This is a genomic window from Mycobacterium sp. E3251 (genome assembly GCF_001666835.1).
In the GTDB taxonomy this organism is placed as follows: Bacteria; Actinomycetota; Actinomycetes; order Mycobacteriales; family Mycobacteriaceae; genus Mycobacterium.
On sequence record NZ_LZJF01000193.1, the window covers coordinates 1 to 25,692 of the forward strand.

The 25,692-nt window shown below is 67.3% G+C and carries 28 protein-coding genes and 1 tRNA gene; 17 read left to right on the forward strand and 12 right to left on the reverse strand.

Annotation, left to right across the window (positions count from 1 at the left end; all coding sequences use genetic code 11):
• Positions 1-111: 111 nt before the first annotated feature.
• The 4 genes from A5697_RS24050 to A5697_RS24065 all read right to left on the reverse strand — a co-directional run bounded on the left by A5697_RS24050 (position 112) and on the right by A5697_RS24065 (position 3,010).
• Positions 112-396 (reverse strand): WXG100 family type VII secretion target, encoded by a 285-nt coding sequence (locus A5697_RS24050; protein ID WP_046182844.1) that lies wholly within the window; start codon positions 394-396, stop codon positions 112-114.
• 44 nt (positions 397-440) lie between these two features.
• On the reverse strand, positions 441-737 hold the full coding sequence (locus tag A5697_RS24055) for a WXG100 family type VII secretion target (RefSeq protein WP_007771418.1): 297 nt from the start codon (positions 735-737) through the stop codon (positions 441-443).
• Positions 738-899: 162 nt separating this feature from the next.
• Positions 900-2,057, reverse strand: a complete 1,158-nt coding sequence (locus tag A5697_RS24060; RefSeq protein WP_068012264.1) for a PPE family protein — start codon at positions 2,055-2,057, stop codon at positions 900-902.
• A 59-nt stretch (positions 2,058-2,116) separates the two neighbouring features.
• Entirely contained in the window at positions 2,117-3,010 is an 894-nt protein-coding gene (locus A5697_RS24065; RefSeq protein ID WP_068012265.1) for a PE domain-containing protein, read from the reverse strand.
• A 357-nt stretch (positions 3,011-3,367) separates the two neighbouring features.
• Here A5697_RS24065 and A5697_RS24070 point away from each other — a divergent pair.
• The 5 genes from A5697_RS24070 (at position 3,368) to A5697_RS24090 (ending at position 6,265) form a co-directional block, all read left to right on the forward strand.
• A tRNA-Leu gene (locus A5697_RS24070) sits at positions 3,368-3,441 on the forward strand.
• Positions 3,442-3,629: 188 nt separating this feature from the next.
• Positions 3,630-4,100 carry a hypothetical protein gene (locus A5697_RS24075; RefSeq protein WP_068012266.1) on the forward strand — a complete coding sequence of 157 codons (471 nt, stop codon included), beginning with the start codon at positions 3,630-3,632 and terminating at the stop codon, positions 4,098-4,100.
• A gap of 150 nt (positions 4,101-4,250) precedes the next feature.
• Positions 4,251-4,553, forward strand: a complete 303-nt coding sequence (locus tag A5697_RS24080) for a hypothetical protein (RefSeq protein WP_067945010.1) — start codon at positions 4,251-4,253, stop codon at positions 4,551-4,553.
• 35 nt (positions 4,554-4,588) lie between these two features.
• The gene (locus tag A5697_RS24085) at positions 4,589-4,954 is read left to right on the forward strand and encodes a DUF732 domain-containing protein (protein ID WP_067945013.1); all 366 of its coding nucleotides are present in this window, start codon (positions 4,589-4,591) and stop codon (positions 4,952-4,954) included.
• Between the two features lie 84 nt (positions 4,955-5,038).
• Entirely contained in the window at positions 5,039-6,265 is a 1,227-nt protein-coding gene (locus A5697_RS24090; RefSeq protein ID WP_068012267.1) for a methyltransferase, read from the forward strand.
• Here A5697_RS24090 and A5697_RS24095 read toward each other — a convergent pair.
• Positions 6,262-7,254 carry a chemotaxis protein CheB gene (locus tag A5697_RS24095; RefSeq protein WP_067945027.1) on the reverse strand — a complete coding sequence of 331 codons (993 nt, stop codon included), beginning with the start codon at positions 7,252-7,254 and terminating at the stop codon, positions 6,262-6,264. The two genes, A5697_RS24090 and A5697_RS24095, sit on opposite strands and share 4 nt — an antisense overlap.
• Before the next feature lie 202 nt (positions 7,255-7,456).
• Here A5697_RS24095 and A5697_RS24100 point away from each other — a divergent pair, with 202 nt between their 5' ends.
• The 9 genes from A5697_RS24100 to A5697_RS24140 all read left to right on the forward strand — a co-directional run bounded on the left by A5697_RS24100 (position 7,457) and on the right by A5697_RS24140 (position 15,649).
• Complete coding sequence (locus tag A5697_RS24100) at positions 7,457-8,239, forward strand: hypothetical protein (RefSeq protein ID WP_067945016.1); 783 nt, start codon at positions 7,457-7,459, stop codon at positions 8,237-8,239.
• A gap of 60 nt (positions 8,240-8,299) precedes the next feature.
• A complete protein-coding gene (locus A5697_RS24105) occupies positions 8,300-9,055 on the forward strand; it encodes a dienelactone hydrolase family protein (RefSeq protein ID WP_068012268.1) in 756 nt (251 codons plus the stop codon).
• Positions 9,056-9,067: 12 nt separating this feature from the next.
• Positions 9,068-9,343 carry a DUF6295 family protein gene (locus A5697_RS24110; protein WP_067945019.1) on the forward strand — a complete coding sequence of 92 codons (276 nt, stop codon included), beginning with the start codon at positions 9,068-9,070 and terminating at the stop codon, positions 9,341-9,343.
• Between the two features lie 23 nt (positions 9,344-9,366).
• A complete protein-coding gene (locus A5697_RS24115; protein ID WP_369806150.1) occupies positions 9,367-10,110 on the forward strand; it encodes a DUF427 domain-containing protein in 744 nt (247 codons plus the stop codon).
• A 377-nt stretch (positions 10,111-10,487) separates the two neighbouring features.
• Positions 10,488-11,549 carry a YncE family protein gene (locus tag A5697_RS24120; protein WP_068012270.1) on the forward strand — a complete coding sequence of 354 codons (1,062 nt, stop codon included), beginning with the start codon at positions 10,488-10,490 and terminating at the stop codon, positions 11,547-11,549.
• A gap of 148 nt (positions 11,550-11,697) precedes the next feature.
• Positions 11,698-13,329 (forward strand): long-chain fatty acid--CoA ligase, encoded by a 1,632-nt coding sequence (locus A5697_RS24125; RefSeq protein WP_068012271.1) that lies wholly within the window; start codon positions 11,698-11,700, stop codon positions 13,327-13,329.
• Positions 13,330-13,370: 41 nt separating this feature from the next.
• Positions 13,371-13,844 (forward strand): SRPBCC family protein, encoded by a 474-nt coding sequence (locus A5697_RS24130; RefSeq protein ID WP_068012272.1) that lies wholly within the window; start codon positions 13,371-13,373, stop codon positions 13,842-13,844.
• Positions 13,845-13,864: 20 nt separating this feature from the next.
• Positions 13,865-14,749 carry a class II glutamine amidotransferase gene (locus tag A5697_RS24135; RefSeq protein ID WP_068012273.1) on the forward strand — a complete coding sequence of 295 codons (885 nt, stop codon included), beginning with the start codon at positions 13,865-13,867 and terminating at the stop codon, positions 14,747-14,749.
• A 30-nt stretch (positions 14,750-14,779) separates the two neighbouring features.
• Entirely contained in the window at positions 14,780-15,649 is an 870-nt protein-coding gene (locus A5697_RS24140) for a patatin-like phospholipase family protein (protein ID WP_068012279.1), read from the forward strand.
• Between the two features lie 37 nt (positions 15,650-15,686).
• Here the strand turns inward: A5697_RS24140 and A5697_RS24145 are convergent, their stop codons facing one another.
• Together A5697_RS24145 and A5697_RS24150 are read right to left on the reverse strand one after the other, a co-directional pair.
• Positions 15,687-16,766: a patatin-like phospholipase family protein gene (locus tag A5697_RS24145; RefSeq protein WP_068012280.1), complete on the reverse strand. Its 1,080-nt coding sequence runs from the start codon at positions 16,764-16,766 to the stop codon at positions 15,687-15,689.
• Positions 16,767-16,856: 90 nt separating this feature from the next.
• The gene (locus A5697_RS24150; protein ID WP_231972167.1) at positions 16,857-17,300 is read right to left on the reverse strand and encodes a lipoprotein LpqV; all 444 of its coding nucleotides are present in this window, start codon (positions 17,298-17,300) and stop codon (positions 16,857-16,859) included.
• A gap of 112 nt (positions 17,301-17,412) precedes the next feature.
• Between A5697_RS24150 and A5697_RS24155 the strand changes: the two genes are divergently transcribed.
• Both A5697_RS24155 and A5697_RS24160 read left to right on the forward strand, forming a co-directional pair.
• Positions 17,413-18,009 (forward strand): cysteine dioxygenase, encoded by a 597-nt coding sequence (locus A5697_RS24155; protein ID WP_067949938.1) that lies wholly within the window; start codon positions 17,413-17,415, stop codon positions 18,007-18,009.
• Positions 18,009-18,458, forward strand: coding sequence for a rhodanese-like domain-containing protein (locus tag A5697_RS24160; protein WP_067949940.1), 450 nt, complete (start codon positions 18,009-18,011; stop codon positions 18,456-18,458). The genes A5697_RS24155 and A5697_RS24160 overlap by 1 nt, the downstream gene beginning before the upstream one ends.
• On the opposite strand, the gene A5697_RS24165 is transcribed toward A5697_RS24160, so the two are convergent.
• Genes A5697_RS24165 through A5697_RS24175 form a run of 3 tightly spaced genes read right to left on the reverse strand, consistent with a single transcriptional unit; the run spans position 18,459 to position 22,061 of the window.
• Positions 18,459-20,219 carry an alpha/beta-hydrolase family protein gene (locus tag A5697_RS24165; protein WP_068012274.1) on the reverse strand — a complete coding sequence of 587 codons (1,761 nt, stop codon included), beginning with the start codon at positions 20,217-20,219 and terminating at the stop codon, positions 18,459-18,461. It abuts the gene before it with no gap.
• A gap of 7 nt (positions 20,220-20,226) precedes the next feature.
• Complete coding sequence (locus A5697_RS24170; protein WP_068012275.1) at positions 20,227-21,009, reverse strand: enoyl-CoA hydratase; 783 nt, start codon at positions 21,007-21,009, stop codon at positions 20,227-20,229.
• Between the two features lie 14 nt (positions 21,010-21,023).
• Positions 21,024-22,061 carry an enoyl-CoA hydratase/isomerase family protein gene (locus A5697_RS24175; RefSeq protein WP_067949947.1) on the reverse strand — a complete coding sequence of 346 codons (1,038 nt, stop codon included), beginning with the start codon at positions 22,059-22,061 and terminating at the stop codon, positions 21,024-21,026.
• A gap of 210 nt (positions 22,062-22,271) precedes the next feature.
• Here A5697_RS24175 and A5697_RS24180 point away from each other — a divergent pair, with 210 nt between their 5' ends.
• The gene (locus tag A5697_RS24180) at positions 22,272-23,123 is read left to right on the forward strand and encodes a Bax inhibitor-1/YccA family protein (protein ID WP_067735063.1); all 852 of its coding nucleotides are present in this window, start codon (positions 22,272-22,274) and stop codon (positions 23,121-23,123) included.
• A 137-nt stretch (positions 23,124-23,260) separates the two neighbouring features.
• Here A5697_RS24180 and A5697_RS24185 read toward each other — a convergent pair whose 3' ends face one another.
• Positions 23,261-24,478, reverse strand: coding sequence for an acetyl-CoA C-acetyltransferase (locus A5697_RS24185; RefSeq protein ID WP_067949948.1), 1,218 nt, complete (start codon positions 24,476-24,478; stop codon positions 23,261-23,263).
• 83 nt (positions 24,479-24,561) lie between these two features.
• On the reverse strand, positions 24,562-25,524 hold the full coding sequence (locus A5697_RS24190; RefSeq protein WP_156673429.1) for an SGNH/GDSL hydrolase family protein: 963 nt from the start codon (positions 25,522-25,524) through the stop codon (positions 24,562-24,564).
• Between the last annotated feature and the right edge of the window lie 168 nt (positions 25,525-25,692).

Consider the following 25,692-nt stretch of genomic DNA (forward strand, 5'->3'; position numbering starts at 1 on the left):
CTCGCTCATCCCGCGTTCGCCGGTGGCCGGATAAGCCGGGGCCGCAAGGCATTCGAAACGATAAGGGCCCGCACACCACGGTGTGCGGGCCCTTTCGGGTGAAACGCGGTGTCAGGCCCAGCTGGACCCAACGGCGCTGTCGGTGCTGGCCATGTTGCTGCCGGCGCTCTGCACCTTCTGCCCGTGGGCGTTGGCCTGCTCGTAGATCACCTGGAAGTTGCGACCCAACTGGGTGATGAACTCCTGGCAGGCCACCGAACCGGCACCGCCCCAGAAGTCACCCGCCGCAAGCACATCGCGAACGATGGCCTGGTGCTCAGCCTCCAGAGACGCGGCCTGGGCGCGGATCAAGGCACCGTGGGCGTCGACATCGCCGAACTGGTAGTTAATGGTCATTTGCTTGGCTCCTTAAAGTGTTGGAAGACAGCGGGTTTCGAGTGTTAGCTGCCCAAGATCTGCTGCGAGGCCTGCTCTTGCTGCTCGTAGTTGTTCGCGTCGCGGATCAGTCCGTCCCGCACTCCGTGGAGCATGTTGACGATGTTGCGGAAGGCCTGGTTGACCTGGCCCATGGTGTCGTACGAGGTGGCCTGCGCCTGACCGCTCCAGCCCGAGCCGGCGATGTTCATCGAGGATGCCCACATCTTGCGAGCCTCGTCCTCAACCGTCTGGGCGTGCACCTCGAAGCGGCCCGCCATCGCCCGCATTTCGTGCGGGTCAGTCATGAAACGTGTTGCCATGTTGCTTTCTCCTTTTCCTTCAAGCCTTCAGTGTCGAAGTCTTAACAGTTCTAATTGATGCGGTGGTGGCCGCGTTATGGATAGATTACGGCCTGCCGGTTAACTGATCGCCTCAAACGGGTGACATGGACCCCCTTATTTCCCGTACCGGTATCCCCGGCATCAGACGACAACCTGCTTGGGCATGACGATCGGCTTGAAGCCGTACCGCGGTCCGGAACCGTAGGCGCCGGCGCCCTTGGCGGCCGCGGCCATCCCCGGCATGCCGGGCATTGCCGTAACCGGTTCGGCCTCGGCCGCCGCCGTCCACCCCGAGCCCTCGAGGGGAGCGGTGGAGGATGCCAACGACGCCGGGGCGGCCGCATTCCAGCCGGCCGGCACCGACAGCCCGCCGACCGCGGAGGCCTCGCCCAGCGCGGCCGACGCTCCCGCACCCGACACCGAGCCCACCATGGTGCCCTGCACCATTCCACCGGCGAGCGGCGTGACGGAGTCGGTGAGGGCGAACGGGATCGACGGGACGGAACCCAAGGTGTGCCCCAGGGAGACCGCCGTCGGGATGGTGTTGCAGACCCACCATGCTGCGGTGTTGACGGCGCCGTTGATGCCATTCAAAACGGATGGCGTGCCCAGGAAGTTGTCAATTGAGGACAAGATTCCCGTGGTCTGGAAGGGCAGGGTCGGGGCGGCCAGGGCTGCCGCATTGGAAACGGGAGCCAGCGCCTGGATCGTGCCGCCCGTCGAGTCAGCGGCAAGTGCGGTGCTGTCCGCCGCCGCGGCGGCCGCGGGGTTTGTGGTCGACGCCAGCGGCGTCACTGGAGTCAGTGCCCCCGCCGCAGCTGACGCGGCCTGGTAGGCGGCCATCATGGCGGCATCCTGAGCCCACATCGCGGCGTACTGCGCTTCGGTCGCGGCGATCGCGGCCGAATTGACCCCGAGGAAGTTGGTCGCGACGAGTGTCGCCAGCAACGTCCGGTTGGCCGCGATCACCGGCGGGGGAACCGTGGCCGCAAACGCGGCCTCGTAAGCAGCCGCCGAAGCTGTGGCTTGCGCGCTAGCCTGCTCGAGCGTCGTCGCCGTCTCGGTGAGATAGGTGATGATCGGCTGGGCCGCGGCCGCTGCCGCCGCCGATCCGCCGCCGGTCCAGTTTTCGGTGGTGAGCAACGAGATGATCGACTCCCATTGGGTTGCGGTAGCGCTCACCTCGGCGGCCAGGTTGGCGTATGAGGCCGCGGCGGCCATCAGCGGCCCGGCGCCCGCGCCCGCGTACATGAGGGAGGAGGTGACCTCCGGTGGAATTGCTGCAAAGTCAAGAACCATTTGTGTTTCCCGCTCCTTTGTCTTTAGAAATATGAGGTTTTCGAGGGATGCGACGAGGACTAGACGGTCGCCGGTTTCGGCATGACGATCGGCTTGACGCCGTAGCGCGGGGCGCCGAAGCCGGCGCTGTTCCGCGCCGCGGCGCCCATGCCCGGCATGCCCGGGATGATGGTCCCGGTGCCGGCCTGCGGCGCGGCGGCGGTCCAGCCCACCGTCTGCAGCGGTGCGGCGCTGGTGCCAGCCACCGGAGTGGCCGCGCCCGCCCAACTCGGCGGCACCGACAGGTTGTTGACCATGGTCGCTGACCCCACCGAGGCCACCGGCATGGCGCCCATCCCGGCCATGCCACCACCGGCCATGGGCGTCGTGACATCGGCGAGCCCCGCCGCGTCGGCGGCCGATCCGGCGGCGTCGGCCGCGGACGTGTCCAGCAGTCCGCCACCGGCCAGACCCAGCAGGTCCGAACCGGCGGAGGCCCAGTTGCCGAAGCCGATGTTGCCGATATTGGCGCCATTGCTCGAGAGGCCGAAGATCCCGCCCAACATGTTCGGGTTGGTGCCGTTGCCGGTGCTACCGAGCAGCCACGCGAGGTAGTCGAGCGGAGTGTTCGACGGCGTGGTAGCGGCGGCGGCGAGCGGAGAAGCGGCGCTCGACAGCGCGGCCTGGCTCGCGTTGACGGCCTCGGTGTCGCCGTAGCTGCCGGAGCTGATCCCCAGGGTTTGCGCGTAATTCTCCAACAGGGCCTGTGCCTCTGTTGCGATCGCCTGGTACTGGGTGCCGTACGTCGAGAAGATCGCCGCCTGCTGGATCGACACCGGATCCGCGGCGGCCGGAGCGAGCACGGTCGTCGCCGGCGCGGCGCCCGCGTTCTGCGCCGCCAGGTTTGTATTGATGCCCGATAGCAACGCCTCCGCAGCTAGCATCTCTTCTGTCTGTGTCGTCAAAAATGCCATCGATTGCTCCCTACTGTTCGGAACGGCCGACCCCCATGCGGTGGATCGACCCTGAGTGTTCGCGTAACGGCCCCTGTGCGTTGGCGTAACACTAACGACCCCCAAGTCCACGTTCCCGGCCGAAAGGGGCAGGGTTACAGCCGTTTACGGCTTCTTAACGATGAGGTCGGCAGTTTTAACACTTCCCCGTTGGCCGACATAGCGGTGTCATCTGTTACCTAAAGGAAAACCGTGGTTAAGCGGCGCGGGCGCGGATCCTAGCTGAGGCGCTCTCGCGGCGCATCTTGCGAATTTCGCCTATTTCGAGACCGACGCGATGTCCCGGATTCGGCGTCGGCGCGCTACATTCGCCGCCGGGCCCCCATAGCCCAATTGGCAGAGGCAGCGGACTTAAAATCCGCACAGTGTCGGTTCGAGTCCGACTGGGGGCACCGGCGTGCGCGCACGTCAGAACACACGGTGCGAGAATCGCCAGCCGCCACCCACGGCCTGTTTCCCCGCCGCTGAGCCCACGATCGAATCGCGGCCATCCTGCTCGTGGACGTAGAGCCTTTGTGCCCTGTCGGCCGGGCGCGGTCGGGGCGAAGGATCACCGTTCACAGGGTTTAGGAGGCCAACGGTGATCAAGCAAGCCATCGTGGGCGCCGCGGTGGTGCTTCTCGTCGCCGGCTGCTCGCCACGAACACACACCAGCGGCAGCGGGACCACAACCACAACGCCGCACGCTCAGGTCGTGCGCGGATGGGTCCAACTGACCGAGGACCACATGCAAGACCTGGGTATCGCCATGGGCAAGGCCACCTATGCCATCGGCAATAAGGACTACGCCAGTCTGGGAGCGGCCTGCCACGAGGGCCATGACGCGGCAAGTTTCCTCCAGGGCCATCTGCCTTCCCCCGACAAAGAACTCACCGACGCACTGCAAGCCAGTCTCGATGATTTCGACGCCGCGTCCCACTTCTGCGTCGCCGCGGTCGAGGACAACGATGCGAACGAGGCCCGGCACGCGGGTGAGTTCATGAACTCTGCGGAGGGGCATCTCTCGACCGCCACCGCCGTCCGCGATCGCATCGTCAACGGGCAGGGATAGGTCCGCTCCGGCCGCTCCTGCCTGCCGGCGCGCTGTGTGGGAGAAGCGACAAAGGGTCCGACGCGGGAGGACCTTGGCCCCTACCTCCAGCTCGAGGGCAGGACCACAGTGAGATCACACGACTTGCGGCAACCGAGAGAGGACGAGGAAATGAATCGCGAAGTGAGCAAATTCTTCTGCGGAGCGTTCGCCGGAATCGCCTATGCGCACGCGGGTTACGCCATCGCCGCATCCGCCGGCATCATCGACGAGCCCATCTTCCTCGGAAGGAAATGGGGCGTCGGCTTCATGTGGACGGAGGCCGTTGTCTATACCGCGATCAGCGCCGCCCTCGGTTACGCCGGATGGCGTACCCAACCCCTCGACATGCGAGCGGTAAGCGCGCCGGAGACGAACGGACAGACCGAGCAGGCTGTGAGCGCCGCGAAGGTGCCTCTGTCGACGCCGAGTTGATCGTTTCCGACGCGCAGAAGGAGACCGCAGAGGGTATGGACGGTCGTCTCGGGAAGTGGTTGGCGATCTGTGCTGTCCCGCTGTTGGCCGCCGTGCCGTTCTCCTCGGCGTCAGCATCAGCAGATCCAGTCGATGATGCTTTCATCGCGTCGTTGGTGAACTACGGGATCGAAGTGCGTGACAGCGACACCGCGATCGCGATGGCCCACCGGGTGTGCACGGGATTCGACAACAACGCGAATGCGAGCGTTCTGGCGTTGAAGGTGATGCGCGATACCGATCTCACGAGGAGGGAATCCGGCTACTTCGTTGGCCTCTCCGTGGCCGCCTACTGCCCGCAGTACCGGGGGCAGATGGACAGTTCGCTGATCTGGCTGATCCCGGGTCCGCCGCTGATGTGAACGCGGAGGCATGCCGTCGGCAAGCCCAACGACGCGAGGCGCAGTAAGTTGGTCGCGACCCCACCGCGAAGGAGCCGCGCCGAAGTGACCGACGATCCGCGGGGTGACGGTGTCTCCCGTCAATACGATCGGTGGGAGTATCCGCCCCCGGTAGCCGATCTCGCGGCGTGGACCAAGAATCACTGGGATTGGTTCGATCCATTTTGGGCGCACCGCGTCCTTTGGCCTGACCGGGAGTACAAGCCGGACCTCGACATTCTCATCGCGGGTTGCGGCACCTTCCAGGCGGCCGTTTTCGCCTTCATGAATCGCGCCGCCAAGGTGATCGCGATCGACGTCAGCCGGTCAGCGCTGAAGCACCAGCAGTATTTGAAGGACGAGCACGGCCTGGACAACCTGGAATTGCATTTGCTTCCCATCGAAGAGGTGTCGACGCTGTCCCGCGACTTCGACCTCATCGTGTCCACCGGCGTCTTGCACCACATGGCGGACCCACTGGCCGGGCTCAAAGCGCTTGGCGGCTGCCTGCGCACTGATGGGGCGCTCGGCGTCATGCTTTACGCGAAGTACGGCCGGATCGGGGTCGACATGCTCGAATCGGCGTTCCGCGACCTCGGGCTGAAGCAGGATGACACTTCGGTCCAAATGGTCAAAGAGGCGATCGCGGTGCTGCCCGCCGACCACCCGGTTCGCCCCTACCTGAACGGCGCCCGCGACCTGCTGTCCGACGGTGCCCTGGTCGACACCTTCCTGCACAGTCGCCAGCGCACTTACACCGTCGAAGAATGCCTGGACCTCGTCAGCTCCGCTGGACTGGCATTCCAGGGCTGGTTTCACAAAACGCCGTACTATCCGCACGCCTTCGTCGCGCCGGCGAGCCAGTTCCAGGCGATGCTGAACCAACTACCCGACATCAAACTCTGGTCCGTGATGGAACGGCTGCAGCCGGCGAATGCCACCCACTTCTTCATCGCCTGCCGCCCGGAACGTCCGAAAGAGCATTACGCAATCGATTTCTCGACGGACGGGGCGCTTGACTACGTTCCGCTACTGCGGACGGCCTGCCTGCTGTCCGGCGACGAGATCCATTTGCCCGGCACGAAGCTGAAGCTCAACCCGGCTCAGCTGCCGTTCGTTCAGCTGGTCGACGGCCGTCGCGCGATCCGGGAGATCATCGAGTCCGTGGCACAGCGCGGCGACGTCGGTCCGGAAAACGCCCTTCTGGTAAGGGAATTCGGGCGCACGCTGTTCCAGTCGCTGTGGCGCCTCGATTTTCTGGCGATGGCGTTGAACACCAACCCATCCCGTTAGTTGTCGGCCTTTGCCGTCAGAAGACCCTGACGCAACGCAACAATCGCGTGTGCGGCCCGGTTGGCCGTTGCGGTGTAGCCTTCCAAATCCGCTGCGCTCTCGGCGTTTTCGGCCAGGGTGCGGGACAGTCGCGCCGTGTCCTTCAAGTTGCGGATCGCCGCCCAAACCGCCGCCTCAAGCTCGTCGCCGTAAGCGACCAGCAGCGACTGGGCCGTCCACGCGTGACCGACCTGGCAGCGGTATCCGTTGTCGTTAACGGCGATCAGAGCGCCGTTGCAGCTCGGGCAGGTGTACCCGGTCGGCGGCCCCAGATCCTCGATACCCACGGACGCGGCGAACTGGCTGTCCATCGCGATCTGATTCTCCAGCTCGAGTTGACCGTCCGGGTCGGCCGCCGGCTCTTCGACGTCGCGATCGGCCAGCTGCGCCAGCAAGCTACCGATCTCCTTGGCCGTCGCGGTGTGATCCGCCACGCCGGCCCTCATGGCGTTCTTCGGCAGGTCGGGAAACAGAGCGTCAGTCGGTTCCTGAACCACGGTGATTCCTCCTTTGGCCTTGATCGCGCGCAGCCCGGCGACGCCGTCGTCAAGCAGTCCCGACATCAGGACACCGATGGCGCGCGGGCCGTAGTCCAGCGCGACGGACCGGAAAAGCGCGTCGATCCCCGGTCGTCGACCGCTCTCCCACGGGCCATCCGCCAGCGCCACCCGGTGGTCGCGGGCCAGCAGATGGTGGTCGGGTACGGCGGCGTATATCCGCCCGGCCTCCAGGACAGCGCCGTCGACCGCCGCGAACGCCGGCAACGGGCCGCTTCGGTCGAGAATCTGGGCCAGCAGGGAAGGCCCGCCCCGGCTCATGTGGATGACGATCATGACGGCGAACGGGAAATCCGGCGGCATCCCCGCCGCCAACTCGCACAGCGCTTCGATGCCGCCGGCGGATGCGCCGACCGCCACCACGCCTTCGGCCGGTGTCGCCGCGCGTTCCATGGCCTCAACCTTGACCCAGATGGGCGCTGACGCCAAGGGTCATAAGCCCTCTCCTGCCCGCGGCGGCGCGTCGGGAAACCCTTGGTGGCGCGGCGATCACAGCGAGGGGAGGGGCCGCACCATTCACGTCTTGGCTCTGCGGACCAAATTTTGGGCCTGCCGCTGACGGCGCGTGGAACCGCCACTCATACACTGGCCACTCGTGGGCATGCTGTCTGGTCTTGCGCCGTGGATCGCTTACTGGGTGCTGGTCGGTAACGTCCCGTTCCCTGCCTCGGCGTTGGCGGGGCTGGCGATCGCAGCCATTGCGATGGTGGTCGGGAGCCTCACCGGCAAACCCGAGCGGACGTTCGAAATCGGTTCTGCCGCCGTATTTGTGGTGCTCACCGGTCTGACTTTCGCGCGGGATGAGTGGTTCGCCCAGCGGTGGATGCTGCCGCTCAGCGTCGCCGGGTTCCTCGTGGTGACCCTGGCCGGAACGCTGACCGGCAAGCCGTTCGTGCGCGCGTTCGTGGCCGCGGAACAACCCGCCGACGTCACCAAGACCGAGCTATTCGGAAGGGTCGTCAGCGTCCTGAGCTGGATCTGGGTGGGAACGGCGACGGGCATGACGGTGTCGTCGGCGATCCCGCCGATCGTGCGCGGTGACGCCACCACCCTGGACACCAAGACCCCGTTGTCGTACGTGTGTTACTGGCTTATCCCGTTCACGCTATTGGCCCTGGCGGCACTGGCATCGCGGTTCCTGCCCGAGCGGATGCTGGCCGGCATCGACGATGTCGCGCGAGAAACCTCGTTCGTCGCGTACGACGAGGCCACCATCGACGAGCTGTACTTCCTCGCCCAGGAACACGCGAACCGGGAGGTCGGCCCCGGCAAGGAGGCCTACAACGTCAAGGTCGGGGGCATGGGCACCCCGTTGACCGGGGATGAGTCCCGCAAGTCGTGGCCCTCGACCTACAAGGTGCGCGACAAACGGCGCTGAACGCGCGAGGGTGTCCGATACGTTGGTTGCGGCCAACCACGGAGCCCCAAAGGAGTTGCGATGAACGCGCTCAGCCCAGACGCCATCCGGGCGGAAACCATCACCATCACCGGCCACGGCGGCGACGAGATTGAGGCGTACCGGGCCATGCCGCTCGCCGAGGGGTCGCGCGGCGGAGTCGTGTGGATCCATCACATGCCCGGCTACGACCGCGAAACCAAGGAGTTCGTCCGTCGACTCGCCGTCAGCGGTTACCACGCCGTGGCCCCGAACCTCTATTCGCGCGAGGCACCCGGTGCGTCGCCCGACGACGCGGCGGCGGCGGCACGGGCCGCCGGCGGTGTGCCCGACGAGCGGCTGGTCGGCGATGTCGCGGGTGCGGTCGAGCACCTGCGTTCCCTGCCGGGGGCCAATGGCAAGTTCGGCGTCATCGGGCACTGCTCGGGCGGGCGGCACGCCTACCTGGCGGCGTGCTCGCTGCCGTTCGACGCCGCGGTGGACTGCTACGGCGCGTTCATCGTCGAGGATCCGCCGGAGGGCATGCCCAAGGCCATGAAGCCGATCCTGCAGCTGGCGCCGAACCTGAGCTGCCCGCTACTCGGCCTGTTCGGGCTCGACGACCGCTTCCCGGCGCCGCCCGCGGTGGCCGCCCTGGACGAGGAGCTGACGAGGCTGAACAAGCCGCACGAGTTCCACTCCTACCAGGGCGCGGGGCACTCGTTCTTCTCCGTCGACCGGCCCGCCTACCGGCCGGAGGCGGCCGTGGACGGCTGGCGGCGCATCGACGACTTCTTCGCCGCCCAGCTGAAAGGTTAGGTTCCGCCCCCCATGTGCACCTATCTCACCGAACACGTCGGAATCGACGGCAGCGGCAAGGGCGCCACGGGGTGGTTCGGCGCCAGCCGCGCGACGGTCTACGTCGATCACCCCGTCCACGCGCCCTACGGCCACACCGTCAACATCGACGTGATCAACCCCGAACTCGGGCCGTCGGCGCGGGTGGCGCTGGAACTCACCGAGGAGAGCGCGCTCGCGCTGGCCGACGCCATCCGCAAGGCGATCGCCCATGCGCCGGCCGGGCTCGCGTCCAAGGACCAGGCGTGACCGCCGACCGGGGCTACCCGCAGATGGCCGCTGAGCGCGGCAGGGTCGAGCCCGCGCCGCGCCGGGTGCGTGGCTACCTCGGGGACGCGCTGGTCTTCGACACCACGGCGGCCCTGTATGTGTGGGAGGTCCCGTACTACCCGCAGTACTACATCCCGCTGGCCGATGTCCGTGCGGAGTTCCTGCACGACGAAAACCATTCGCAGAAAGTGCAATTCGGTCCGTCGCGGTTACACTCCCTAGTGGGTGCCGGGGAGGCCCATCCGTCGGCCGCGCGCGTGTTCGATACCGACGGTGGCGGCTCGGTGGCCGGAATGGTCCGATTCGAATGGAATCCGTTGCGGTGGTTCGAGGAAGACGAACCCATCTACGGCCACCCGCGCAATCCGTATTCGCGGGTTGACGCGCTGCGCTCACACCGACATGTTCGGGTGGAGCTGGACGGAATAGTGCTGGCCGACACCAGGTCTCCGGTTCTGCTGTTCGAAACTGGTTTGCCCACAAGGTATTACATCGACCCGACTGACATCGCGTTCGCGCATCTGGAACCCAGCTCCACGCAGACGCTGTGCCCGTACAAGGGCGTCACGTCGGGTTACTGGTCGGTACGGTCGGGTGATGCCCTGCATCCGGACCTGGCCTGGACGTATCACTACCCGTTGCCCGCGGTCGGCCAGATCGCCGGTCTGGTGGCGTTTTACAACGAAAAGCTGGACATCTTCGTCGACGGGGGTGCACTGCCCCGGCCACGCACCCAATTCAGTTAGCCGACGCGGTGTGATCTTTCCCTCTTCGCGCCCGGACCCTGAGAATTTCTTAATCCGGACAACTCCACCGCGCTGACCGGGGACGTTAGCGACGAACGCGAAATCCGCCGGAAGCGCGTTTGCGTCAGTTTCGCTACGGGTAAGCGACTGCGATACAGCGTAATTGAAAGCCTGAGCAGAACCTGAGTGCGCGGGGTGACGTAGCTAACGTCGGGGGACTTCATTAGTTTTGACGCGATTTTCGGCCGGTAGACTCGCAAAACCAGTCGCGTCAGCGCCTTTCGGTGCTGAGATCCTCCTGGATCCGGCGGCCGAATTGTCGCGCAAGTCCCGGCGAGTTCGCCTCCGCGCCGACAACATAGCAAAGGCGGTGCAGCGTGAGCGGTGTAAACGACCGCAAGGCCTTCCAGGACGATCGAGACGAGCGGGTGTTCAGGTTCGACGACGCCCCGGTCGTCCACATCCCGGTGCGAAACGGTCCGATCAGCGACATCGGCGTCAGCCCCGACGGCACTCGGCTGGTGGTGGCGAATCACGGCCGCGACACGATATCGATCATCGACACCGACGCGCGTCGGGTGGTGCAGACCATCGGCGTCAACGAACCGTTCGCGATAGCCATGAGCGGCGGGGCCTCCCCCCGCGCCTACATCAGCACCGCGTCCTTCTCCTATGACTCCATCGACGTCGTCGACCTCACCACGAACGCGCGAATCGCGACCCATCCGCTGGCCGACAGCGTGAGCGATCTGACCGTGAGTGCCGACGGGAGGTTCGTTTACGCCAGCCGGAACGGCGCCCACGGCGCCGATGTTTCGGTCGTGGACCCCACCACGGACGACTTGCAGGTGATCGAACTCGCCGCCACGCCCGGCACGACCGCGGACTGCGTGCGCCTCAGCCCCGACGGACGCCACCTGTACGCGGCCACCAACGGGCCGTCCGGTGGCGAGCTCGTCGTCATCGAAACTGGGTCGCGGGCCGACATCGTCGGCGCCTACGAGCTGGGTTTGCCGATCCGCGACGTCGCGCTGAGCGACGACGGCGCCACGGCCTATGTGGCCAGTTGTGGCCCCGTCGTCGGCGCGGTGCTCGACGTCATCGACACCCGGGCCCGCAAGATCACCGGGACCCGCAAGCTCAGCGAGCTCGCCGGTCCGCTCACTCGTTTGTCGCTCAGCCGCGACGGCCGCCGCGCCTACCTGGTCAGCGACGACCACGTCGCCGTGGTCTGCACGCGAACCCACGACGTCATCGGCGACATCGCGGCGGCGAACGGCCCGTCCTGCGTGGTCGAGAGCTCCGACGGCAGGTACCTCTACATCGCCGGTCATTCCGGAGTGGTCACCGTCGTGCCGATCGCCGCGGGCGGGGGACCGGCTGAGGCATCGACCGCTCGGCTGCCCGCACTGGCTCAGCGGGAACCCGTACTCGCCTAGGGTGATCGCCGACGCCGGCGCCGAACTCGGGCTTAGGGTGGAGGCTGCCGGCGGCGGCTCATCGCCTCCGGCCCGGGATGCGGCCACGCCGCGTCTCGACGGTTGATATCAGGCGAACGCTGCGCCGGGATCCAAAGGCGGTACCTCAATGGACAGCACGATGCAGGACTTTCCGTTGACGATCACCGCGATCATGCGGCACGGCTGCGGTCTGCACGGCGAGCGCACGGTCACCACCGCCACCGATGATGGCTATCGGCAGATCAGCTACCGCGAACTCGGTCACGACGCCGCTCGGCTGGCGAACGGATTGCGCCGCCTCGGCATCGACGGGGACCAGCGGGTGGCGACGTTCATGTGGAACAACGCCGAACACCTGACCACCTACCTCGCGGTGCCGTCGATGGGCGCCGTGTTGCACACCCTCAACATCCGCCTCTTCGCCGAGCAGATCGCCTACGTCGCCAACGAAGCCGAAGACCAGGTGGTGCTGGTCGATATGTCGCTGGCCAAGCTGCTCGCCCCGGTGCTGGGCGACCTCAAGACCGTGCACACCGTGATCGCGGTGGGGGAGGGTGACATCGCCCCGTTCGAGGGGTCGGACAAGACCGTGCTGCGGTATGCCGACGTGCTCGCGGGGGAATCCACCGAGTTCGACTGGCCGCAGATCGACGAGAAGTCCGCAGCCGCGATGTGCTACACCAGCGGCACCACCGGAAACCCGAAAGGTGTTGTCTATAGCCACCGTTCGAGCTACCTGCACACCATGGCGGCCTGCACCACCAATGGCATCGGCGTGGGTTCCATCGACAGTGTGCTGCCGATCGTGCCGATGTTCCACGCCAACGCGTGGGGCCTGCCCTACGCCGCCCTGATGGCCGGCTCCGACCTCGTCTTGCCCGACCGCCACCTCGACGCGCGGTCGCTGATTCGCATGGTGGAAGACCAGCGGCCGACCGTGGCGGGCGCGGTGCCCACCATCTGGAACGACGTCCTGCATCGGCTGGAGGAAGAACCCGGCCACGACATGTCGTCGTTGCGGCTGGTGGTCTGCGGGGGCTCGGCCGTTCCGGTGTCGCTGATGCGCACCTTCGAGGAGAACCACGGCGTTCAGATCCGGCAATTGTGGGGCATGACGGAAACGTCCCCGATGGCCACCATGGCCTGGCCCCCGCCGGGAACCCCGGAGGACCAGCACTGGGCGTTCCGCGCCACCCAGGGCCAACCGGTTTGCGGCGTGGAGATGCGGATCGTCGACGACGAAGGCCAGGTGCTGCCGAACGACGGTGAGGCCGTGGGCGAGGTGGAAGTCCGCGGCCCGTGGATCGCCGGCTCGTACTACCTGACGGCCGACGACTCAAAGTTCGACTCCGGCTGGTTGCGCACCGGCGACGTCGGACGGCTCGACGAACGGGGTTTCGTCACCCTGACCGACCGGGCCAAGGACGTCATCAAGTCCGGTGGCGAGTGGATCTCATCGGTCGAGCTGGAGAACAACTTGATCGGGCACCCACATGTGGTCGAGGCCGCGGTGGTCGGCGTGCCCGACGAGCGGTGGCAGGAGCGGCCGCTGGCCGTCGTGGTGGCCAAGGAGGGCACCACCGTCAGCGCCGAGGACCTGCGAAAGTTCCTCGCTGAGAAGGTGGTTCGCTGGTGGCTGCCCGAGCGGTGGGCATTCGTCGAGGAGATTCCGCGCACCAGCGTCGGCAAGTACGACAAGAAGGCCATCCGCGCGCGCTACGCCGAGCATGGCTACTGGGTGGTCGAGGCCCGGGACTGAGGGCGAGTCTCCGCGAATAACCCAGGGCAGGAAGGAGCCTCATGCCCCAGCCCCTCGTCGTCGAACAATCGCACGTGGTGGCCGTCGCGCCCGACGCGGCGTTTCACGGCACCCTGCCCATCCCGCTGCCCGAGATCTTCGGCCGGTGGTATGGGCCGATACCGCCGATCAAGGAGGTGCGGAGCCAGACCGGCGCCTGGGATGCGGCGGGTCAGAGCCGCACCATCATCCTGGCCGGCGGCGGCAGCGCGCGCGAAGACCTGACCAGCGTCGACCCGCCGCGATCGTTCGGCTACCGGCTCACCCAGATCCACGGTCCGATGGCGCTGCTGGTCGGCTCGGTCACCGGTGAGTGGCTTTTTACCCCGACCGCTGGCGGCACCGAGATCACCTGGCGCTGGGCCATTTACCCGAAATCCGTCCTGTCCGCACCGGGCCTGCCGCTCTTCGGGATGCTGTGGAAGCGCTACGCACGCCGGGTGCTGATCGACCTCGCCGAGGTGTTGACCCGCTGAAGCTGGGTACCGTCGAGACCATGTGTCGACTTTTCGGGCTGCATGCCGGGACCGACGTTTGCACGGCGACGTTCTGGTTGTTGGACGCCCCGGACAGCCTCGCCGATCAGAGCCGAAGGAACCCGGACGGCACTGGCCTTGGGGTCTTCGACGGCCTCGGGCGGCCGCAGCTGGACAAGCAACCCATGGCGGCCTGGGAGGACGCCGCCTTCGCCACCGAAGCCCACGAGTTGACCGGCACCACCTTCATCGCGCACGTGCGTTACGCCACGACCGGTGCGCTCGACGTCCGCAACACCCACCCGTTCCTGCAGGACGGCCGGATCTTTGCGCACAACGGCGTGCTGGAGGGGCTGGACGCTCTCGATGAACGGCTCCGCGAGGTCGGCACCGACGATCTGGTCCTGGGCGACACCGATTCCGAGCGGGTGTTCGCGTTGGTCACCGCCTCGATCCGGGCACTCGACGGTGACGTGACCGCCGGCCTGACCGATGCGATGAAATGGCTTGCCTCCAATGTGCCGATCTATGCGGTCAACGTGCTACTGAGCACGGCGACCGACATGTGGGCGCTGCGGTATCCCGAAACCCATGAGCTTTACGTCATGGATCGGTCCGCCGAAGCGCCGACGGAGGCCCCGAAATTCGATCTGCGCACCAAGCGAATTCACGCGCGGTCGGAACATCTGTGCACGCGCCCGTCGGTCGTGTTCGCCACCGAACGCATGGACGACGACCCCCGCTGGCGGCTGCTCGAGCCGGGTGAGCTGCTCCATATCGACGCCGCGCTGCAAGTCGAACGCAGTCTGATACTGCCCGACCCGCCCGCGCACCTGCTGCGTCGGGAGGAGCTGAGCGCGCGGGCGCAGGAATCGCAGCACGCGCTGCCGGTCGCCCGGCGCTAGCCCAATGCCGGCCTGGCAGAGTGGGTGGGCGTGACAACCAGACGAGCGCTTGTGCTGGCGGGTGGGGGAATAGCGGGAATAGCCTGGGAGACAGGCGTTTTGCGCGGAATCGCCGATGTGTCGCCGACGGTGGCCGACTTGTTGCTGGGTTCGGACGTGCTGGTGGGGACGTCTGCGGGCTCCGCCGTCGCCGCGCAGATCGGCACCGGCAGCACGCTCGACGTGCTGTTCGACCGGCAGGTCGCCGAATCGTCGGCCGAGATCGATTCCGGGGTCGACGTCGAGGAGATCACCGAAATGTTCCTGGCGGCCCTGGTGGAGCCCTTTGTGGATCCGTTGAACAAGACCCGGCAACAGATGCAGCGGATCGGGGCTGTGGCTTCGGCGACGAAAACCGTTCCGCCGCCGGTGCGCCGCGAGGTGATCGCCCAGCGCCTACCGTCGCACCACTGGCCCGATCGGGCGCTGCGGATCACCGCGATCGACGTGGAAACCGGCGAGTTGGTGGTTTTCGATCGCGAATCCGGCGTCGACCTCGTCGATGCGGTGGCGGCCAGCTGCGCGGTACCCGGGGCGTGGCCGCCCGTGGCGATCGCTGGCCGCCGCTACATGGACGGCGGGATCGCCAGCTCGGTCAACCTCGGCGCGGCAGGCGACTGCGACACGGCGGTGGTGCTGGTGCCGTCGGGCGTGGACACGCCGTCGGCGTTCGGCGACGGGCCGGCCGCGGAGATCTCCGCCTTCGCGGGCACGACGTACGCGGTGTTCGCGGACGCCGACTCGCTGGCGGCCTTCGGGCCCAACCCGTTGGACCCCGCCTGTCGCGTCGTGTCGGCATTGGCGGGACGCGAGCAGGGCCGCCGCGAAGCTCGGGGCGTCGCGCGCTTCCTGGGCGTCTGATCGAGCCGGGACGTAACGCGCTGCGGCAGCGCGGGTTTCAGGCTTCGGTCGCGGGCGGCGCGGTTCGTTCGTTCTCGAAAGCGTCCAGGGCCTCGTCGGCCAGCGCACGGCCGACGGCGATCACCTCGGCCGCCCGGTGGAACTCCAGTCCCCGGCAGACCGACCGCGGGACCTCGATCAACAGGTCGGGCGGGTAGACCGCCAGCGTATGGCGCGCCAGCGCGGCCTGGGCGATGTCGATCGTCCGGTTCATCACCTCGAAGCTGCCCAGCTTCGGAACCTCGGGCGCGGCGTCGGCCAGCTCGCCGGCCGCGTCATCCCCGGCGGCGGGCTCCTCGACGTCCGCACCGTCCGACCAGCCGTCCGCTTCCGCGGGGGACGCGCCGAATCTGCCCAGGACGGCGCGCGCGGTCGGCCGATCGAGCAGCGACCGCGCCGCGGAGGTGTCGAGCAGCGCGGAGGTGCTGCGCACCATGCGGTTCAGCCACTCGGCGGTCACGCCGGCCTCGGCCTCCCGGTTGGCGATCGCCTCGCTGCCGGACAGGCTCACCGCGATGGTCACGTCGGCGTTGATCGCCGACAGGGGAGCCATCGGCAGCGGGTCCAGGATGCCGCCGTCGGCCAGCAGCCGCCCGTCGACTTCGTGCGGCGCGATCACGCCCGGTATGGCGATGGAGGCACGGATCGCCGCGTCGACCGGACCGCGCTGGAACCACACCGACTTACCGGTCAACAGGTCGGTCGCCACCGCGGTGAAGGGGATGGACAGCCGCTCGATATCCATGGGGCCGAGGATGTCGCGCACCGCGTCCAGGATTTTCTCGGCCCGCATCACCCCGGCCGCGCTGATCGAGAAGTCCAGCAGGCGCAGAATGGTGCGCTGCGTCAGGGACTTCGCCCAGTCGGCGAACTCGTCGAGGCGCCCGGCCGCCTCCAAACCGCCGACCAGCGCGCCCATCGACGAGCCCGCGATCCCCACGATCTCGTAGTCACGCGCGCGCAGCGCGTCGATCACCCCGATGTGGGCGTAGCCGCGGGCCCCGCCGCTGCCCAGCGCCAGCGCGACGCGCGTCGGTGACGATCGGCGCGCGCCGACTCCGCCAGGTCCGTCCGGCATCTCTTCATTTTGCGCGGCGGAGCGGTGTTGCAGCGGCCGGGTTGGCACTTTCTGTACCCGTGAATTCAATCGCGCAGGAGTTCGAAAGGGCTAGCCGCATTCGTCGCCGGCGGCGGCGCGCGCGGCGGTGATCACTGCCGCCTGCCGGGCCGGTGTCAGATCCGCCCAGCGGGCGTTCCAGCTGCCCGCGGTGCCCGACGGGGCGGCCTGGATCATCGCCAGATAGGGCTCGAACAGCGACTGACCGGTCTTGGGCTGGGCATCCATCCACAGTTTTGCGGCGTGACAGGCCTGGTAATACTCTTCCTCGGTCGAATTCGCGGGCACGTCGACCCTGGTCGTCACGCCCGCCGGCGACAGACCGACGGCGCCCGGCGGCGCCGCGCCGGGGCGGACCGGTAGCTCCGCAGGCCGCTGAGATGAGGACGCGGGCTTAGCACTGGGGGCGTCAGGCGAGCATCCCGTGGCCGCCAAGAAGCCCGCCGCCACCAGGAGCATGCCCCACAGCCGGGGCCGTTGACCACACCAGCGCATCCTCTCAATCTATGCAACACTGGCGGCCGTGATGGAGCGCTTCGGATTTTGCGAGTGTTGTCGGCCGTAACACGCCGCCGCCTGTCCGATCCTTCTTTGTGGAGCTCCAACCATGTCTTTGCCTCTTGCCGCTCCGGCTGCGTTGCGCCCGCGCACCATTTCGTCCCCATCGTCGGGACCGACCCGCCTGCGGGTTCCCGACCTCCTGCACGCCACCGACCAGGCCGCCGATGACGTGCTGAGCGGACGCTGCGACCACCTGCTGCCGCCGGGCGGAATACCCGAGTCGCGCCGCTGGTTCACCCGCATCCACGGCGACGAGGAGCTGGACGTCTGGCTGATCAGCTGGGTTCCCGGTCACCACACCGAACTGCACGACCACGGTGGGTCCCTCGGCGCGCTGACGGTCCTGTCCGGGTCGCTCAACGAATTCCGCTGGGACGGCCGGGCCCTGCGGCGTCGCCGGCTCGACGCGGGCGATCAGGCCGGGTTTCCGTTGGGCTGGGTGCATGACGTGGTGTGGGCGCCGCGGCCCGTGACGGTGCCCGTCTCGGGGCTGTCGGGCGCCGCCCGAGAGCCGGTGACGCCTTCACTCAGCGTGCACGCCTACTCGCCGCCGCTGACCGCGATGTCCTACTACGAGGTCACCGGCCGAAATCGGTTGCGCCGCCAGCGCACCGAATTGACCGACCAACCGGAGGGACCGTGATGAGCCGCATCGATGTTGTGTTGAGATCCGCCCGGCGCCGCTACCGTCGCCTTCCCGCCGTCGAGGTGCCCGATGCGCTGCGGCGCGGGGCGGTGCTCGTCGACATCCGGCCGCAGGCGCAGCGCTTCCGCGAGGGTGAGATCCCGGGCGCGCTGGTGATCGAACGCAACGTGTTGGAGTGGCGCTGCGATCCGACCAGCGAGGCCAAGCTGCCCGAGGCCGTCGGCGACGACGTCGAATGGGTGATCGTGTGCTCGGAAGGTTACACCTCGAGCCTTGCGGCCGCCGCGCTGCTGGACATCGGCCTGCACCGCGCCACCGACGTCATCGGCGGCTATCACGCGCTCGCGGGTGCCGGTGTGCTGGAACAACTTTCCGGTACCGGCTCGCTCGATGCCTCCCCGGGAGTGCTCGCCAACTCCGGCGACCTCGGTCGCCGCTGGCTCTAGCTACCCGGTTGAGGTGGCGTCCGAATGAAGCAGTGGCCGTAGCTTGTCGGTTTTTTCGGGCGTCCACCCCGGCGGTGACAGCACGGCCGCCCAGCCGTCGGCCGCGTCGGCGACGTAGTGGTGGCCGTGGCCCTCGGGCACGTCGACCGCCACGGCCATGTCGGCCGTGACTTGCAGGAACGTCACCACCGGAATCCAGCGTGTCTCGGGCAGCACGTCGTAGCCTCGCCGCTCCCGCAGCCAATCCGGTTGGCTGAACAGCAGATCGGGGGACCACCAGGCGATCGGATCCGAGGCGTGCTGCAGATAGACCACACGGGGGTGGTCCCACGCGGATTTCGGCCGCGCCAAATTCGTTGGGCGAGCGACGAACCGGACGTTCTTGCCGTCGTTGTAAATGGGCAGCCACTCCGGGGAACCGGCGTCGCGCGTCGAGGTCAGGTCGGTCCAGATGGTGTTTTGAAATGTCGGTCCACTGAACAAGGCGCCGTCGGTGCGGGCGAGCACGTTGTTCAGGCTCATGAACGGCGCCTCGCCGCCGAACGATCCCAGACTCTCGCCGAACACAACGAGTTTGGGTCGTTGCGCTTCGGGCATCTGGCGGATCAGCCGGTCGACGGCCTCGAACAGCGCCTGGCCGGCGCGGCGGGCGTTCTCCTTGTCCACCAGGAAGGACAGCCAGCTCGGTAGGAACGAGTACTGCATGCTGACGATCGCGGTGTTGCCGTTGTACATGTACTCGAGCGCGTCGGCTTCCGCCTCGTTGATCCAGCCGGTGCCGGTGGTGGTCGCGACGGCGACGACGGCGCGTTGCAGCCCGCCGGTGCGTTGCAGCTCACGCGCCGCGAGCTCGGCGGTCGCCGTGATGTCGTCGGCGGAGTTCAGCCCGGCATAGGCCCGTATCGGTTCGGTCGCCGGAGCGCCATTGAAGGCGGCCAGCTGGTCAACTCTCGGCCCGGCTTCCACAAAGATCCGGCCTTGGTGCCCAAGGGATTCCCACGAGACAAGTGAATCGGGACCGCCGGACCGCAGCGGGGTCTTCGGTGGCGCGGTGTCGGGATTCATCTCGTTGTTCGCCGAGGCGAACGTGTTGTTCATGGTGCGCATGGCGGACTTGAGCACGACACCGTTGAGCACGGTGATGGTGAGCACCACGAGCAGCGCCACCACGATGGTCGCCGACAACCGAAATGGCGCGATGCGGTCGACCTGGCCGACCAGGAACCTGACCAGCCACCGGATGAACTGGCCGATTTCGACGAGGGTGAACAGCACCACCAGCGACAGGCCCGCGGCCACCGGGTAGTCGTACCACTTCAGGTGCCGTACACCCATGAGGTCGCGCACGTTGTCCTGCCACACGTGAAACCAGACGGCCATCAACACCATGCCGAGCGCACCGATAGGGATCAGCACCTTCCACGCCCAGCGCGGCGCGGGCGGACTGGACTGCTTCGCCCACAGGTACCGGTACAGCCAAACGGCGAAGACCCCCAGCCCGTATCCGATGGCGCCGGAGATGCCGCTGACCAGCCCCTGGAACAACGCGCCGCGCGGCAGCAGGGACGGCGTCATGGAGAACCAGATGAAGATGAGGCCAACCGTGGTGCCGGTGAAGGTGTAATGCCGCACCCACCAAGGCTTTTCGGGTGACTGCGGCTCGCGAGTCTGCGGGTGGGCATCCGGACGCGCGGCTTCCTCCGTGACGGCCGTGGGGTTGCCGCCGGCTTCGGTGTTCGTCGCTGTGCCGGGCTCGCTCATCGCATGCCTATCGGTGGGTGAAGTTGGGAGGGCGCTTCTCGATGAACGCCGTCATGCCCTCGGACTGGTCCTCCGTCGCGAAAGTCGAGTGGAAAAGGCGGCGTTCGTAGAGAAGCCCTTCGGACAGCGTGGATTCGAACGCGCGGTTGACGGCCTCCTTGGCCATCCGGGCCGCCGAGCGTGACATTTGGGAGATGGTGGTGGCGACGGCCTTGGCCTCGGCCAGCAGATCATCGGCGGGCACCACGCGCGAAACCAGGCCGCTGCGTTCGGCTTCGGCGGCGTCGATGGTGCGCCCGGTCAGGATGAGGTCCATGGCCTTGGCTTTGCCGATGGCACGGGTGAGGCGCTGGGAGCCGCCCATGCCGGGCAGCACGCCGAGCTTGATCTCCGGCTGTCCGAACTTCGCTGTGTCGGCGGCAATCAGCACGTCGCACATCATCGCCAGCTCGCAGCCGCCGCCGAGCGCGTGCCCGGCCACCGCGGCGATGGTCGGGGTGCGCACGGCCGCCAGTTTGGCCCAGGGGGCGAAGAAGTCGGCGTCGAATGCCTGGGCGTACGTCAGGCCGGCCATCTCCTTGATGTCGGCACCGGCCGCGAACGCCTTCGCCGAACCCGTGATGATGATCGCCCCGATGCCAGGGTCGTTGTCGAACTCCGTTGCCGCCTTGGTCACTTCGTTCATCACCTGGGTGTTGAGCGCGTTGAGCGCTTTCGGCCGGTTCAGGGTGATGGTGCCGACGCGCTCGTCGCGCTCGACCAGGATGGTTTCGTAAGCAGCGTCTGTCATCGCGAATCCTCTTCCTAGAAACTCAAGTCGTCGTCGACCGGGGCGAAATACGCCTCGACGTCGGCCCCGGTCACCGCGGCCAGCGTCGCCGGCGACCACTTCGGGTTTCTGTCTTTGTCGATCAGCTGTGCTCGGATGCCCTCGACCAGGTCGTGTGAGCGCAGCGATGCCGACGACACCCGATAATCCTGAATGAGAACGTCTTTCACACTCTCGAGTTTGGCGGCGCGCCGGACGGCTTCCAGGGTCACCGTCAACGAGATCGGCGAGCGGGTGCCGATCAGGTCGGCGGCGTCTTGGGCCGGGGCGGCGGCATGCCGGCGCAAACTGGCAACGATGTCTTCAACCGTGTCGCCGGCGTAGCAGTCGTCGATCCAATCCCGTTGTGCGGCAAGCTCGCTCGCTGGGGGCTCGACGGCGTGCGCGGCAAGCGCGCTCTGAACGCCATCGGCGACGATCGTCCGGGTGAACGCCTCGAGATCGTCGTGCGGCACATAGTGGTCGGCGAATCCCATGGCGATGGCGTCGGCTCCGGAAAACGGAGCTCCGGTCAGGGCGGCGTGCAGACCCAGCCCACCGGGCGCCCGGGACAGCAGGAACATCCCGCCGACGTCGGGAACGAAGCCGATGCCGACCTCGGGCATCGCGATCTTGGAGGTGTCGGTCACCACTCGGATGTTCGCGTGCGCGCTGACGCCGACGCCGCCGCCCATCACGATGCCGTCCATCAGCGCCACGTATGGCTTGACGAAATCGGCGATCTGGGCATTGAGCAGGTACTCGTCGCGCCAGAACCGCCGCGCATCCACCCCATCCTTACGCGCACTGTGATAGATGGAGACCACGTCGCCGCCGGCGCACAAGCCGCGCTCGCCGGCGCCGGCGAGCACCACCGTGGATACCGCGTCGTCGTCCGCCCAGCGGGTGAGTATGGCGCTCAGCGCGTCCACCATCTGCTGATTCAGTGAGTTGATCGCCTTGGGGCGGTTGAGCGTGATCAGACCGACGTTGCCGTCGACGCGGGCTAGAACCTCATCGGATTCGTCGGTCACGCACTGGCCTCCCATCACCGGTCCACCCTCGAACGAAAAATCTAGATCGTGACGAGCGGCGCCATACCCCCGGGTAAGGGTTATCTTTAACGCGACGACAGCAAAGGCTGCGGGCACCGGAAAATGCCCAGGTCGGCCGGGAACTCGGACGGGACGCTGATCGTTGAGATTGTGTTCGCACAGCTCGAAGCCAATAGAGAGGATCCGACGGTGCGGGAGACAAGCAACCCGGTATTTCGTTCGTTGCCCAAGCAGCGGGGGGGATACGCGCAATTCGGCACGGGCGCGGCCCCGATGCAGGGCTATGGAGCCGACCCCTACGCGGCGCCCTACCAAGCTCCCTACCAGGAGACCAGGGCTTCGCGTCCGCTGACCATCGACGACGTCGTCACCAAGACCGGCATCACGCTGGCCGTGTTGGCGGTGTCCGCCGTGGTGTCCTACTTCCTGGTCGCGTCCAACCTCGCGCTGGCGATGCCGCTGACCCTGGTCGGCGCGCTCGGCGGCCTGGGGTTGGTGCTGGTCGCGACCTTCGGCCGCAAGCAGGACAGCCCGGCCATCGTGCTCAGCTACGCCGTCCTCGAGGGGCTCTTCCTGGGCGCTATCTCGTTCGTCTTCGCCAACTTCGCGGTCTCGCACGCGAACGCGGGCGTGCTGATCGGGGAGGCCGTGATGGGCACCTTCGGTGTCTTCTTCGGCATGCTGGTGGTTTACAAGACCGGCGCAATCCGGGTCACCCCCAAGTTCACCCGGATGCTCGTCGCCGCGATGTTCGGCGTGCTGGCCCTGATGCTCGGCAACTTCGTGCTGGCCATGTTCCACGTCGGCGGAGGCACCGGCCTGGGCCTGCGCAGCGGTGGTCCGCTGGCGATCATCTTCTCGCTGGTTTGCATCGGCATCGCGGCGTTCAGCTTCCTGATCGACTTCGACGCGGCCGACCAGATGGTGCGCGCAGGGGCGCCGGAGAAGGCGGCCTGGGGTATCGCCCTCGGCCTGACCGTGACCCTGGTCTGGCTCTACATCGAGATCCTGCGGCTGCTCAGTTATCTGCAGAACGACTAGTTCTCTTCAACGAAAAGACCGGCACGCCGATTGGCGCGCCGGTCTTTTCGTGTTGGCGTCGAGTGTGCACTGAGGGCGGGCCTGTCCGGCGTGTCGCGACCATGGCCGCACACTCGACGGCGAGCTCCGGGGATCGGTCAGCTCAGCCGTTCGATGATCATCGCCATGCCCTGCCCGCCGCCGACGCACATGGTCTCCAGCCCGAACGTCTTGTCGTGCGTCTGCAGGTTGTTGATCAACGTGGTCGCGATCCGCGCGCCGGTCATTCCGAAGGGGTGGCCCAGCGCGATCGCCCCACCGGAGACGTTCAGCTTGTCCTCGTCCATGCCCAGCTCGCGTGCCGAGCCCAGCACCTGGACCGCGAAGGCCTCATTGATCTCGTAGAGGTCGATGTCGTTGATCGACATTCCCGCCCGCGCCAGCGCCTTCTTGGACGCCTCGATCGGGCCGAGCCCCATGATCTCCGGCGAGAGGCCGCTGACGCCGGTGGACACGATGCGCGCCAGCGGCGTCAGGCCGAGTTCCTTGGCCTTGGTGTCGCTGGTGATCACCAGCGCGGCCGCGCCGTCGTTGAGCGGGCAGGCGTTGCCCGCGGTCACCGTGCCGTTGGGCCGGAACACCGGCTTGAGCTCGCTGACCTTCTCGTAGGTGGTGCCGGGACGGGGGCCGTCATCGGTACTGACGGTCGTGCCGTCCGGGAGGGTCACCGGAACGATCTCGCGCTCGAAGAACCCGCTCTTGATCGCCTCCTCGGCGCGGTTCTGGCTGCGCACCCCCCAGCGGTCCTGGTCCTCGCGGCTGACGCCGGTCAGGATGGCCACGTTCTCGGCGGTCTGCCCCATCGCGATGTAGACGTCGGGCACGTTGCCGTCGGCCCGCGGGTCGTGCCATTCGTCGGCCCCGCCCGCGGCGGCGGCGGTGCGCTCCTGGGCCTCGTCGAACAACGGGTTCTTGGTGTCAGGCCAGGAGTCGGAGTTGCCCTTGCCGAACCGGGACACGGTCTCGACACCCGCGGAGATGAACGCGTCGCCCTCGCCGGCCTTGATCGCGTGGAACGCCATCCGGGTGGTCTGCAGCGACGACGAGCAGTACCGGTTCACGGTGGTGCCGGGCAGGAAGTCGAAGCCGAGCTCGACGGCGACCACGCGCGCCATGTTGAAGCCGGACTCACCGCCGGGCAGGCCGCAGCCCAGGATGAGGTCGTCGATCTGGTGCGGGTTGAGCGCGGGCACCTTGTCCAGCGCGGCGCGCACCATCTGGGTGGCCAGGTCGTCGGGCCGCATGGAGACCAGCGACCCCTTCATCGCGCGGCCGATCGGCGAGCGGGCGGCAGAGACAATTACGGCTTCAGGCATGACGGTTCCCTTCAAATCCCTTCCGGATTCCGGCGAGTTCGCTTCACAAACCGTTGACTTGACGCCGACGGACTAGGACAAATCTAGTCGCTGGCGACCGGTGGGCACGAAGACGGGGCGGGTCCCGGCACCGGGCGCCGCCACAGCCGCGACATCACGCTGATCCGCGTGTGGCGCTGACCGAGCACCGGCGCGGTCGTCGACGCCGCCAACTCCAGCGGCGGGAGATCGACCTCCTCGCCCAGCGCTTCGCACAGCGCACGCAGCAGCGCGTCGGCCGCGATCGCGTATGCGGGGGCGGACGGGTGGAAGCCGTCGGGGGAGAACATCACGTGGGGCGTCGACCGGAATTGCGGAGTCATCAACTGCCCGAGCGGTACCGGCATACCGCCGGCGGCCCGCACCGACGCGGCCTGGGCGCGCGCCAGTTGCATACAACGCTCGTGTGCGATCGAGCGAAGGGGCTGGGGGATCGCGGTGATGACACCCAGGTCTGGGCAGGTGCCGGCGATCACCACCGCACCGCGGGCGCGCAACTTGCGGACGCTCAGCCCGAGCCGCTGCGCCGACTGGCTGACGCCGTTGAGGGCCGTCACGTCGTTGGCGCCTACCATGATCACCGCCGCATCCGGCGGCTTCCCGGCCACGAACATCGCATCGACTTGGCCGCACACGCCTTTCGACGTTGCGCCGACGATTGCCTTGGTGCTCAACCGGATTCGCTTGCCCGTCTGTTCGGCGAGGCCGCGCGCGATTCGCACTCCCGGCACTTCCTCGGCGCTGGTGCACCCGTAGCCGGCGGCCGTCGAGTCGCCGAAGATCATCAGGCTCAGATCGAACGGGACGCCGCGGTGCCACCGCTCCACCGGGCCGCCACCGCGGGTGTACACGCCGTCGGCGCGTGGCGGGATGTCCCACGACTTGGGGATGACGGTGCGCGCGTGCGTCGCCTGGCCGGCCAGCAGGTTGCGCGCGCCCAGATAGGCAGTTCCTGTCGAGGCGAGGGCGCCTGCGGTGGCCAGGGCGATTGCCGAACGACGGGGCACCCGCATGGTCACGCGGTCCATTTTAGATGGGCTTGCATGTTTGCGGGGTCCGCTGACCAACAATGTGGTCACGGGAAGAATCAAATTGGTAACGAATCAGGCTTTTTAAATGTTCTCTTAAGAAGCGCCTGTCAAGCTGAGTCGGCGGGGTCGGCTGAGTGCCTTGGG